At 74.7% G+C, this 11,568-nt stretch carries 13 protein-coding genes; 11 read left to right on the plus strand and 2 right to left on the minus strand.

What is annotated here, in order from left to right; translation table 11 throughout:
• The first annotated feature begins 179 nt into the window (after positions 1-179).
• Genes HDA34_RS08840 through HDA34_RS08855 form a run of 4 tightly spaced genes read left to right on the plus strand, consistent with a single transcriptional unit; the run spans position 180 to position 5,180 of the window.
• Positions 180-947, plus strand: coding sequence for a LamB/YcsF family protein (locus HDA34_RS08840; protein WP_036338774.1), 768 nt, complete (start codon positions 180-182; stop codon positions 945-947).
• Positions 944-2,704, plus strand: a complete 1,761-nt coding sequence (locus tag HDA34_RS08845; protein ID WP_134377233.1) for a 5-oxoprolinase subunit B/C family protein — start codon at positions 944-946, stop codon at positions 2,702-2,704. Before HDA34_RS08840 ends, HDA34_RS08845 begins: the two co-directional genes overlap by 4 nt.
• Positions 2,701-4,476 carry an acetyl/propionyl/methylcrotonyl-CoA carboxylase subunit alpha gene (locus tag HDA34_RS08850; RefSeq protein ID WP_134377234.1) on the plus strand — a complete coding sequence of 592 codons (1,776 nt, stop codon included), beginning with the start codon at positions 2,701-2,703 and terminating at the stop codon, positions 4,474-4,476. Before HDA34_RS08845 ends, HDA34_RS08850 begins: the two co-directional genes overlap by 4 nt.
• On the plus strand, positions 4,473-5,180 hold the full coding sequence (locus HDA34_RS08855; RefSeq protein WP_134377235.1) for a GntR family transcriptional regulator: 708 nt from the start codon (positions 4,473-4,475) through the stop codon (positions 5,178-5,180). Before HDA34_RS08850 ends, HDA34_RS08855 begins: the two co-directional genes overlap by 4 nt.
• A gap of 22 nt (positions 5,181-5,202) precedes the next feature.
• On the opposite strand, the gene HDA34_RS08860 is transcribed toward HDA34_RS08855, so the two are convergent.
• Entirely contained in the window at positions 5,203-6,015 is an 813-nt protein-coding gene (locus tag HDA34_RS08860) for a putative hydro-lyase (protein WP_036339768.1), read from the minus strand.
• Positions 6,008-7,291 carry an NRAMP family divalent metal transporter gene (locus HDA34_RS08865; RefSeq protein WP_041104497.1) on the minus strand — a complete coding sequence of 428 codons (1,284 nt, stop codon included), beginning with the start codon at positions 7,289-7,291 and terminating at the stop codon, positions 6,008-6,010. Before HDA34_RS08865 ends, HDA34_RS08860 begins: the two co-directional genes overlap by 8 nt.
• A 168-nt stretch (positions 7,292-7,459) precedes the next feature.
• Here HDA34_RS08865 and HDA34_RS08870 point away from each other — a divergent pair, with 168 nt between their 5' ends.
• From HDA34_RS08870 to HDA34_RS08900, 7 genes are all read left to right on the plus strand, one after another.
• Positions 7,460-8,215: a VIT1/CCC1 transporter family protein gene (locus tag HDA34_RS08870; protein ID WP_134377236.1), complete on the plus strand. Its 756-nt coding sequence runs from the start codon at positions 7,460-7,462 to the stop codon at positions 8,213-8,215.
• A gap of 462 nt (positions 8,216-8,677) precedes the next feature.
• On the plus strand, positions 8,678-8,914 hold the full coding sequence (rpmB, locus tag HDA34_RS08875; RefSeq protein ID WP_002858335.1) for a 50S ribosomal protein L28: 237 nt from the start codon (positions 8,678-8,680) through the stop codon (positions 8,912-8,914).
• 1 nt (position 8,915) lies between these two features.
• Positions 8,916-9,083, plus strand: a complete 168-nt coding sequence (rpmG, locus tag HDA34_RS08880; RefSeq protein ID WP_002858336.1) for a 50S ribosomal protein L33 — start codon at positions 8,916-8,918, stop codon at positions 9,081-9,083.
• Position 9,084: 1 nt separating this feature from the next.
• Positions 9,085-9,390: a 30S ribosomal protein S14 gene (gene rpsN, locus HDA34_RS08885; protein WP_002858338.1), complete on the plus strand. Its 306-nt coding sequence runs from the start codon at positions 9,085-9,087 to the stop codon at positions 9,388-9,390.
• Positions 9,391-9,619: 229 nt separating this feature from the next.
• Positions 9,620-9,901, plus strand: a complete 282-nt coding sequence (locus tag HDA34_RS08890) for an HU family DNA-binding protein (RefSeq protein ID WP_002858339.1) — start codon at positions 9,620-9,622, stop codon at positions 9,899-9,901.
• A gap of 157 nt (positions 9,902-10,058) precedes the next feature.
• On the plus strand, positions 10,059-10,754 hold the full coding sequence (locus HDA34_RS08895; protein ID WP_134377237.1) for a hypothetical protein: 696 nt from the start codon (positions 10,059-10,061) through the stop codon (positions 10,752-10,754).
• Between the two features lie 110 nt (positions 10,755-10,864).
• Positions 10,865-11,548, plus strand: a complete 684-nt coding sequence (locus HDA34_RS08900; RefSeq protein WP_134377238.1) for a copper resistance CopC family protein — start codon at positions 10,865-10,867, stop codon at positions 11,546-11,548.
• Positions 11,549-11,568: the final 20 nt, after the last annotated feature.

Raw genomic sequence — 11,568 nt, forward strand, 5'->3', positions numbered from 1 at the left:
ACGCGGGTTGAGTTGTCGCGGGTGGCGCGGCTGAACACCCGCGATAACTCAACCCGCGTTGCCGAGTGGACCGGGTGAGCGTCAGAAGGGCGCGCCGGGGATTGTTGAACAATCATCCTTCATGCCTCAAGATTGTGTGACCGGCACCTCAGCCGGGCCCGATCCGAGAGGACTGCACCGTGTCTCACGCGCCGCAGATCGACCTGAACTCCGACGTCGGCGAGTCCTTCGGCTCGTGGACGATGGGGGACGACGCCGCCATCATGCCCTCCGTCTCCTCCGCCAACGTCGCGTGCGGCTTCCACGCGGGCGATCCCTCGGGGATCGCCCAGACCTGCCGTGACGCGGTCGCCGCCGGCGTCACGATCGGCGCGCACGTGGGCTACCGCGACCTCGCCGGATTCGGCCGCCGCTTCCTGGACTGCACGCCCACCGAGCTGGCCGATGACGTCCTCTACCAGATCGGCGCCCTCGACGCGCTCGCCCGCGCGGCCGGCGGCCAGGTCCGCTACGTGAAGCCGCACGGCGCCCTCTACAACACGATCGTCCGTCACGAGGCGCACGCCCAGGCCGTCGTCGACGGCGTCAAGGCGTTCGGCTCCGACCTCCCGCTGCTGCTCCTGCCCGGCTCCGTCGCCCTGGACAAGGCGGCCGCCGCGGGGCTGCGCGGCGTCGCCGAGGCCTTCGCGGACCGCGGCTACAACCCGGACGGCACGCTCGTCTCCCGCCGCGAGCCCGGCGCGGTCCTCCACGACGAGGACGACGTCGCCGCCCGCATGGTGCGCCTGGCAACCGAGGGCGTCGTCGCGGCGGTGGACGGCACGGACGTGCGCGTCGACGCCGAGAGCATCTGCCTGCACGGCGACACGCCCGGCGCCGTGGCCATGGCCGCGGCCGTGCGCCGCGCGCTCGAGGGCGCGGGCGTGGCCATCAAGGCCTTCGCATGAGCGCCCCACATCACCCCGCCGCCGAGCCGCCGGCCCGCCCGATCCGCTGGGTCGGCACCCAGGGCTTCCTCGTCGAGTGCGCCTCGCTCGAGGACGTCATGGCCGTCCACGCCCACCTCACGGCCCACCCGGAGCGCGGCCAGCGCCAGGTCATGGCCGCCGCCGCGACCGTCCTGGTGACCTTCACCTCGCAGGCCGCCGCCGAGCACGCCGCACCGCGGGTCAGCACTCTCACCCCCGACGCCGGTGAGCTGACGGGGGGCCGCGTCGTCGAGATCCCCGTGGTCTACGACGGTGAGGACCTCGCCGAGGTCGGCCGGCTCACCGGGCTCGGCGTCGACGGCGTCATCCGGGCCCATAGCGAGGCCGACTGGTTCGCCGCGTTCGGCGGCTTCGCGCCGGGGTTCATGTACTGCGCCTCCGAGGCGGCCCCGTTCGAGGCGCCCCGCCGCAGCTCGCCCCGCACGGCCGTCCCCGCGGGCGCCGTCGCCGTCGCCGGGGCCTTCTCTGCCGTCTACCCGCGCACCTCGCCCGGCGGCTGGCAGCTGCTGGGGCACACCACCGCGGCCCTGTGGGACCTCGGCCGCGAGCAGCCCGCCCTGCTGCAGCCCGGCGACCGTGTCCGCTACGTCCCCGTGCGCCCGACGGCGTCCGTCACCTCCGGCACGGACGCGGCGGTCGACGCCACCCCGCCCGCCGACGCCGCGGCCGGCCTCCCGTCCGTGGCCGGCCGCCGCGGCGTCACCGTCGTGGACCCGGGGCTCCTGACCCTGGTCCAGGACCTGGGCCGCCCGGGCCTGGGCGACCTCGGCGTCGTCGTGTCCGGCGCGGCCGATCGGGACGCGGCGCGCCAGGCGAACCGGCTCGTGGGCAACCGCTCACGCGAGGCGGTGCTGGAGACCGCCCTGGGCGGCCTCACCCTCACCGCGCACGGCCACCAGGTGATGGCCCTGGCCGGCGCCGAGGCCGGCGGGACGATCACCGCGGCCGACGGCGCCACGCGCCGGGTGCCCGCTCGCACCCCGTTCGTCGTGCTGGACGGCCAGACGCTGACGGTGGACGAGCCGGTCGGCGGCCTGCGCGTGTACGTGGGCCTCCGGGGCGGGCTCGACGTGCCGCCCGTGCTCGGCAGCCGTTCGACCGACACCCTGTCCGGGCTCGGCCCCGTCCCGCTGGCGGCGGGGGACCGCCTCGCCCGTCGCGTCGACCCGGACGCGAGGGGTGCCGCCGGTGCCTCCGCCGCGCGCCTGACCGCCGCCGGCACCCCCGCCCCGGAGGAGGCCGGCGTCGTGATGGTGGGGGACCCGGAGACCGCGCTGCGCCCCATGCCCGCGCCCGGCCAGGTGGCCGTGCTGCGCGTGGTCCCCGGCCCCCGCGACGACTGGTTCGGGGAGGCGGGCCTGGAGCGCCTGTTCACGCAGGACTGGGACGTGAGCCAGCAGACCGACCGGATCGGCGTGCGCCTCACGGCCCCCGACGGCGGCGCGCCGCTCGAGCGCGTGCGCGAGGGCGAGCTGAAGTCCGAGGGCGCCGTGCGCGGCGCGCTGCAGGTGCCGCCCTCGGGTGAGCCCGTCCTGTTCCTCTCCGACCATCCGGTCACCGGCGGCTACCCGGTGATCGGCGTCGTGGCCCGCGCGGACCTCAGCCTGGCGGCCCAGCTGCCGCCGGGCGCCCGCGTCCGCTTCGTCCCCCATCCCCGCCCCGGCGCCGAGACCGTCGTCGACTCCGCATCGCCCTCCGAGGAGGCCCCCGCATGACCACCACCCCCGCCGCCCGCCCCGTCACGCGGGTGCTCATCGCCAACCGCGGCGAGATCGCCGTGCGCGTGGCCCGCGCCGCCCGCGACCACGGCATCGCCTCGATCGCCGTCTACTCGGATCCGGACGCCGACGCCCTGCACGTGGCCGTCGCGGACGAGGCCTTCCACCTGCCGGGCGCGTCCTCGGCGGACACCTACCTGACGATCGACGCGGTCCTCGACGTCGCCCGCCGCGCCGGCGCCGACGCCGTGCACCCGGGCTACGGCTTCCTCTCCGAGAACGCCGACTTCGCGCAGGCCGTGATCGACGCCGGGATGACCTGGATCGGCCCGTCGCCGGACGCCATCCGCGCCCTCGGCGACAAGATCACCGCCCGCTCCCTCGCCCAGCAGGCGGGTGCCCCGCTCGTGCCGGGCTCGGACGGCCCCGTGCCGGACGCCGCCGCCGCGCGCACGTTCGCCGAGGAGCACGGCCTGCCGATCGCCATCAAGGCGGCCTTCGGCGGCGGCGGCCGCGGCATCCGCGTGGTGCGCGAGCTCGGCGACGTCGAGGACGCGTTCGAGGCGACCGTCCGCGAGGCCGTCGCCGCGTTCGGCCGCGGCGAGTGCTTCGTGGAGCGCTTCCTGGACCGCCCCCGCCACGTGGAGGCCCAGGTCCTCGCCGACGAGCACGGCCACGTGGCCGTGCTCGGCACCCGCGACTGCTCCCTGCAGCGTCGCAACCAGAAGCTCGTGGAGGAGGCCCCGGCGCCGTTCCTCACGGACGAGCAGCGCGAGCGCATCCACACCTCCGCCCGCGAGATCTGCCGCGCCGCCGGGTACACCGGGGCCGGCACGGTCGAGTACCTCGTGGCCCCGGACGGCCTCATCAGCTTCCTGGAGGTGAACACCCGCCTGCAGGTGGAGCATCCGGTCACCGAGGAGGTCTTCGGCGTGGACCTGGTGCGCGAGCAGTTCCGCGTCGCCGCCGGCGAGCCGCTGAGCATCCCCGAGGACCCGACGCCGCGCGGCCACGCCCTCGAGTTCCGCCTCAACGCCGAGGACCCGGCGTACGGCTTCCTGCCCGTGCCCGGCCCGATCGACGCGTTCGAGGCCCCCACCGGCCCCGGGGTCCGCATGGACTCGGGCGTCCGCACCGGCTCCGTGGTGCCGGGCGAGTACGACTCCCTGCTCGCCAAGCTCATCGTGTGGGGCGAGGACCGCGCCCAGGCCGTCGCCCGCGCCCGCGACGCCCTGGCCGAGCTGCGAATCGACGGCGTGCCCACCGTGGTGCCGTTCCACCGCGCCGTGCTCGAGCAGGACGCCTTCACCTCGGGGGACCGCCTCGGCGTCTACACCACGTGGATCGAGTCCGAGTTCGCCGAGCCGCTGGCCGAGTCCCCCTACCTGGGCGCCGAGGTGCCCGCCGGCGGCCGGACTGCCGTCACCGTCGAGCTGGACGGCCGCGCCGTGCGACTGGGCCTGCCCGCCGATCTCTACGCGGCCCTCCTCGGAGGCGGCGGCGCGGGTGCCGCGGCCCCGGCCGGCGCTGCCGGCGCCGGGAAGCCCGACGACGACGGCGCCGTGGCCTCGCCGGTCACCGGCACCCTGGCCTCGTGGAAGGTCGAAGACGGCGCCGAGGTGGCCGAGGGTGACACGGTCGCGATCGTCGAGGCGATGAAGATGGAGACGCCGATCCGTGCCCCTCGTGCGGGCCGGATCCAGCTCCTCGTGGCCGAGACCCCGGCCTCGGTGACGCGCGGCCAGGCGATCGCCCGGCTGGGGGCGTGAGGGTGCCGGCGCGCGGCGGTGTCACCGGGGAAGGCCTCGCGCCCGGCGCCGGCGGCGGCGAGTCCGCCCCGGCTCCGGCTCCCGTGGCCGCGGCCGCACAGCTGCGGCAGCGGATCGCGGCGGCCGGGCTCGTGCCGGGGGAGCGACTGGGAGAGGTGGCGCTGGCCGCCGAGCTCCAGGTCAGCCGCAACAGCTTGCGCGAGGCGTTCACCATGCTGGCCTCGGAGGGCCTCGTGGAGCGACGGCCGCACCGCGGGGTGTTCGTGACGGCGCCGGGTCCGGAGGACGTGCGTGGGCTGTACCGCACGCGTCGGGTGATCCAGCTCGGCGCCCTCGAGCACGGTGAGCTCACCCCCGGCGCGGCGCGCCAGCTGCGCTGTGCCCAGGACCTGCTCTCGGGCGGCCCGGACACCCCCGCGCGGGTCCTGGGCGACGCCAACCATCGCGTCCACGTCGGCATCGTGGACCTGGCCGGCGCCCCCGAGCTCACGCGGCTCATGGCGTCGGTGCAGGCCCGCGTGCGCCTGGCGTTCCACCCCATGGACGAGCAGACGCGCCTGCACGTGCTGTTCGCGGACCGCAACCGGTGGATCGTGGAGCGGCTGCTGGCCGGCGACCTGCCCGCGGTGCACGCCATGTTCGGCGACTACCTGGACGAGGCGGAGCAGTTCGTCCTGGCGCACCTCGCCGCCGCGGGGGACTGACCGCCTCCCCGGGCCCGGACGGTCACGGGACCTGGAACATCCGGTCCGGCAGGTCCGTGATGAGCATGTGCCCGGGAGCGTGGGTGATGGCCAGCGGCGGGCGGGACTCCATGATCGCCGCCTGCGGCGTCACCCCGCACGCCCAGAACACGGGCAGGTGGCCCTGCGGGACCTCGACGGCGTCGCCGAAGTCCGGTGCCGACAGGTCCGTGATCCCGAGGCCGGCCGGGTCGCCCACGTGCACGGGCGCGCCGTGCACCGCGGGGTAGCGGGAGGTGATGCGCACGGCGTCGGCCACGCGGTCGGCGGGGAGGGGGCGCATCGAGACCACGAGCGGGCCCGAGAGGCGGCCCGCCGAGGCGCAGCGCCGCGTGGTGCGGTACATCGGCACGTTCACGCCGGCGTCCTGGTGGGCCATCCGGATGCCCTCGGCCACCAGGGCGGACTCGAAGGTGAACGAGCAGCCGATCACGAACGTCACGAGGTCGTCCCGCCACACGTCGAGCAGATCCGTGGGGCGGTCCGTCTCGACGCCGTCGCGGTACACCACGTACTGCGGCACGTCCGTGCGGACGTCGCCGTCCAGTGCGGGGCCGTTGACCTCGCCGGCCTCGAACACGCCGAGCAGCGGCAGGGCCTGGGGGTTGCGCTGGGCGAAGAGCAGGACGTCGTAGGCGTGGTCCTGCGGGATCGAGACGAGGTTCGCCTGCGCGTAGCCGTCGGCGATCCCCGAGGTCGGCCGCACGAGCCCCGCGCGGAAGCGCTCGCGGGCCTGCGCGGGGGTCGTGGCGCCGTCCAGCGGCGGCAGCGGCGTCGTCGTGGTCATCTCAGGCACCGGTGATCATCTCGACCATGGGGATGAACCCGCGCACCGCGATGAACACGGAGACGATCCACGCGAGCGCGCCGATCACGAGCAGCCACCCGGGGTAGCGGTAGCCGTGCAGCAGGTCGCGGCGGCGCCAGGCCACGTAGAGGAGGGCGGCGAAGCCGACCGGCAGGATCATGCCGTTGAACGCGCCGGCGAACACGAGCAGCGTCTGCGGTGCCTGGCGCAGCGCCAGGTAGAGGGCGGTGCAGACCACGATGAAGGCGACCGTCAGCAGGTTGCGGGTGCGGGCGCTGGTGGTGGAGCGGGTGACGAAGCTGATCGAGGTGTACGACGCGCCGATCACGGAGGTGACGGCGGCGGCCCACAGGACGATGCCGAACATGCGCAGGCCGATGTCGCCGGCGGCGGCCTGGAAGGCGGAGGCGGCCAGGTTGTCCTTGGACAGCACCGCGCCCGAGGCGACGACGCCGAGGATCGCCAGGAACAGGAGGGCGCGCATCAGGCCGGTCACGAGGATCGAGGCCACGGAGCTGCGGGTGATGTCCTGGACGTCGTCCACGCCCTTCACTCCGGAGTCGATCATGCGGTGGGCGCCCGCGTAGGTGATGTAGCCGCCGATGGTGCCGCCCACGAGGGTGACGATCACGAAGAAGTCGACCTCCTCCGGCATCACGGACTGGCGCAGGGCCTCGCCCACGGGCGGGGCGGAGGTGATGGCCACGTACAGCATCAGCAGGATCATGACGGCGCCGAGCGCCACCACGATCCGGTCCAGGGCCACGCCGGCGCGCTTGGAGAGGAAGATCAGCAGCGCGATGAGCGCGGAGACGCCGCCGCCGATCAGGGGGTCGACGCCGAGCATGGCGTTCGCGCCGAGGCCGGTGCCGGCGATGTTGCCGATGTTGAAGACCATGCCGCCGAGGAACACGAGCGCGGCGAGGACCCAGCCGAGGCCGGGCAGGACGCGGTTCGCCAGCTCCTGGGCGCGCATGCCGGAGACGCCGATGACGCGCCACACGTTCATCTGGACGGCGATGTCGATGAGGATCGAGACCAGGATGGCGAACGCGAACGCGGCGCCCATCCGGACGGTGAACGTGGCGGTCTGCGTGATGAAGCCGGGGCCGATGGCCGAGGTGGCCATGAGGAACATGGCGCCGAGCAGTGCGGTGCGCCGGGTGGCGCTCGCGGCGCGGGAGTCGGTCTTCGGCGCGGTGCCCGAGGGGGTCGAGCCGTCCGGTCCGGCGTGGGGGATGTCTGCGTGGGACACGGTGGTCACCTTCGTCGAGGGCGCCAGGCGAGGTGACGGGCGTCACGAGGCGCTGGGGAGACGGTAGCTGTTGTTGAACAATCCTGGCAACAGCGAGACCGGGTGTCCTGGCGTCCCCGTCCGAAGGACCGCCTCACCTGCCTGGCGCGTCCCGCCCCGCGCCGCGAGCATGGAGACATGTCGCACACGTCTGAACAGTCCTCGCCCCTGACCGATCAGGTCCCGCCGGGCGGTCCCGACGAACCGCACGCCGCCGGCGGCGTGCATGCCCGCCTCAACTGGCTCCGGGCGGGCGTGCTCGGCGCCAACGACGGCATCGTGTCCGTCGCGGCCACCGTCGTCGGTGTCGCCGGCGCGACGACGGCGCTCACCCCGATCCTGCTGGCCGGCGCCGCCGCGGTGGTCGGCGGCGCCTTCTCCATGGCGCTGGGCGAGTACGTGTCCGTCTCCTCGTCCTCCGACTCGCAGAAGTCGCTGATCGCCAAGGAGCGCCGCGAGCTCGAGGAGGATCCCGAGGGCGAGCTGGAGGAGCTCGTGCAGCTCTACGAGGCGGACGGCCTGAGTCGGGCCACGGCCGAGGCCGCCGCGCGGGAGCTCACCGAGAAGGGCGCGCTCGCCGCCCATCTGCGCATGGAGCTGGGCATGGCGGAGGAGGACGTCGTCAGTCCGTGGGCCGCCGCCGGAGCGTCCTTCCTCGCGTTCCTCGTGGGCGCGCTGCTGCCCTTCCTGACGGTCGTCCTGGCGCCGGTGGGCCTCCGTGTCCCGTTCACGTTCGCCGTCACCCTCGTGGCCCTCGCCGTCACCGGCTGGGTCGGGGCCCGGCTCGGCGACGCGCCCGCGCTGCGGGCGGCCGTGCGCGTCGTCCTCGGCGGCGCTCTGGCGCTCGGCCTGACCTTCGCGGTGGGCTCGCTGCTGGGGGCGTCGGTCGCCTGATCCGCGCCGGAGGGGTGGGCCGGCCCAGCGCGCGTGGCCGCGCCGTGGCGCGCGGAGCGGTCCTGGGGGCCGAGGACCGTGCGCATACCACAGGCGCCCCCCGTCGAGTTGAAGCGACGCCCATGGTTCGCGTAAGATGGCACGGCGCACGCCGCGTTGTTCTCGTCGTTCCATCGGTCAGGTGACCGGGCGGACGGCGGGTCGGAAAAGCAACGCGCTCCCGCAGACCGGATCCCGGGACGCCCTCAGGGCGGACCGGGGCTCACCGTCCACACCAGCGATCCATAAGGAACTTCGGTTGGCTCTCACCCAGCCTGGTCCCCCTTTTCGAGAAGTCGCAGTAAGAGTGCGGTGTCCACACCCGGGGCGGGGCTCACAACAGGTGTCCGCGGACAGGTCCGCGGCTCGCCGCCATGCGGGTTCCGCCCGTCCTTTTACTACTACTTGCCACGAGGAGTGATCATGGCAGCTCACTGCCAGGTAACCGGGGCTGGGCCGGGATTCGGCCACAGCATCTCCCACTCGCACCGTCGCACCAAGCGCCGGTTCGACCCGAACATCCAGAAGAAGACCTACTGGGTCCCCTCCCTGCGCCGCAACGTCACGCTGACGCTGTCCGCCAAGGGCATCAAGACCATCGACGTGCGCGGGATCGACGCCGTCGTGGCGGACCTGATCGCGAAGGGAGTGAAGCTCTGACATGGCCAAGGACAAGGACGTTCGTCCGATCATCAAGCTGAAGTCCACCGCCGGCACCGGGTTCACCTACGTGACCCGCAAGAACCGCCGGAACAACCCGGACCGCATCACCCTGAAGAAGTACGACCCGGTGGTCCGCAAGCACGTCGACTTCCGAGAGGAGCGCTGAGATGGCCAAGAAGTCCAAGATCGCCAAGAACGAGCAGCGCAAGGCCATCGTGGCCCGTTACGCCGAGAAGCGTCTCGAGCTGCGCAAGACCCTCGTGGACCCGAACGCGTCGGACGAGGCCCGCGAGGCCGCCCGCCTGGGCCTGCAGAAGCTGCCCCGCGACGCCTCCCCGGTCCGCGTGCGCAACCGCGACGCCATCGACGGTCGCCCCCGCGGCACCTTCCAGCGCTTCGGCATCTCCCGCGTGCGCTTCCGCGACATGGCGCACCGTGGCGAGCTGCCCGGCGTGACCAAGTCCTCCTGGTGACCTGAGGCCCGGTCTCCGGGCGCTCGGCACCACCGCGACGGCGGCGTCCCTCCTCAGGAGGGGCGCCGCCGTCGTCGTGCCTCGGGGATCAGGGCCGCCCGGGTCACGGGAAATCGCGGATTCTCGCGGTTCAGGGGGCGATTCGCCCGCGGAGAGGTGGTACGTTCACAACTGGCAGCCCGGTCCGAACGGCCCGGGAACCGTAACCGACGTCCCATAGGGAGGACCCATGGCCATGAACCGCAAGGAACTCGTCGCCGCCGTCGCCGAGCGCTCCGGCAACACCCAGGCCGCCGTCAGCGATGTGCTGGACGCCCTCTTCGAGGTGTTCACCGCCCAGGTCAAGAAGGGCGAGAAGGTCTCGATCCCGGGCTGGCTGGCCGTGGAGCGCACCGAGCGCAAGGAGCGCACCGGCCGCAACCCGCGCACCGGCGAGGAGATCACCATCCCGGCCGGCCACTCCGTGAAGGTGACCGCCGGCTCCAAGCTCAAGGCCGCCGCCTCCGAGTGATTCCGGTCGCGGTGCGGGTCCCCGGACCCACGCCGCACGCCGCGGGACGGGCGTCCCACCCTCGGGTGGGGCGCCCGTCGTCGTCTGCGGGCGCGTAGGATGGGCGGACGATCGTCCGGCCGACGTGGGCCGGGGCCGTGCGGAGAGGAGTCGTGGCATGCGCAGCGCCGTCGCCGCCGCTCCGTGGGCCCCGTCCGGCCTCGAGGACGCCCCTCCGCGCGTCGTGCGTGGGCCGGCCCGTCTGGTCCGGGGCTGGGCCGGGGCCCTGGCGATGACCGCCCTGGCCGCGCTGTTCCACACCGCCGCCGAGCCCGGTCACGGGTTCCCCGAGGTCGGCGTGGTCGCCTTCGCGGCCGTCCTCGCCGCCCCGCTCTGCACCGCCCTGGCGGGCCGCGCCCTCTCGCTGTGGCGCACCGCCGCCGCCGTCGCGATCGCCCAGGGGCTGTTCCACGTGCTCTACGGGCTCGCCGCCGGCGGACACGCCGTGGCGCCGGTCGCCGGCGTCGACCCGGCCCACCTCGGCCACGCCCATCCCGGCGCCGGGGCCCTCGTGGCACCGGGGGAGGCCCTGTCCGGCGCCCCCGCCGGCCACCTGACCGACCTGCGCATGCTCGCGGCCCACGTGATCGCCGCGGTCCTCACCGTGCTGGTGCTGCGGCGCGGTGAGGCCCTCGTGCTCACCATCGCCGAACGCGTGGTGGCCGCCGTCTGCCCGCCGCCGGCCGCGCACGGCCCCCTGCCGACGCCGGCCCGCGTCCGGGTCCCCGTCCCGCCGGCGCGCCGTCCGGCGACGTCCCTCGCCCTCCTCAGCTCTCCGGGGCGGCGCGGCCCGCCGTTCGCCCTCGCGGCCTGAGGACGCCGGCTCCGTCCGCGTCTCGAGGCCCGACCGCGCCCGACGACCCTTCGGAACGGTCCGCCCGCGACTCCCGTCCGGGACCGCGGCAGACCCGTGAGGACACCACCATGCATCACCAGACCACCCCTGTCCGCCGCGCCGCTCGCGCCGCCGCCGGACTCGCCCTGCTGCCCGCCCTCGTCGTCGCCGGGGCCGCCCCCGCGGCCGCGCACGACGAGCTCATCCGCACCGCCCCCGCCGTCGACGAGACCGTCACGACGGCGCCGTCGGAGGTCTCGCTGACCTTCAGCGGCGACTTGATCGACGGCGAGGGCATCCAGAACCTCTTGCAGGTCCGCGACGCCGACGGCAACCAGTGGCAGTCCGCCGCCGGCACCGTGGACGGCCCCACCTTCTCCGCGCCGCTGTGCGAGGGGCTGCCCAACGGCGACTACGAGGTCGCCTACCGCGTCGTCTACTCGGACGGGCACTCCGAGGAGCGCTCGTTCGACTTCGCGGTGGACGACCCGGCCGCACCGGCCGCCGGCACCGCGCCCCAGGGCTGCGGCTCCGCCGTCGCCGGGGCCTCGATCGCCGCCTCCCCGGAGGCCACGGCAGGTCAGGGCGACGCCGCCTCGGCCGAGGCGACCGCGCAGGCGGACGCCTCCGATGCCGCGCAGCCCGCGGACTCCGACGCGCTGCCCGCCTGGGTGTGGGTCGCCGGCATCGCCGGCCTGGCCGTGCTCGTGGTCGCCTTCCTCCTGATGGGCCGCCGCGCCCGCGCGCTCGGCCACCTCGACGACGGCCGCTGACCTCTGATCCCCGGCCGGCC

The sequence above is a fragment of the Micrococcus luteus genome (assembly GCF_014138885.1).
In the GTDB taxonomy this organism is placed as follows: Bacteria; Actinomycetota; Actinomycetes; order Actinomycetales; family Micrococcaceae; genus Micrococcus; species Micrococcus luteus.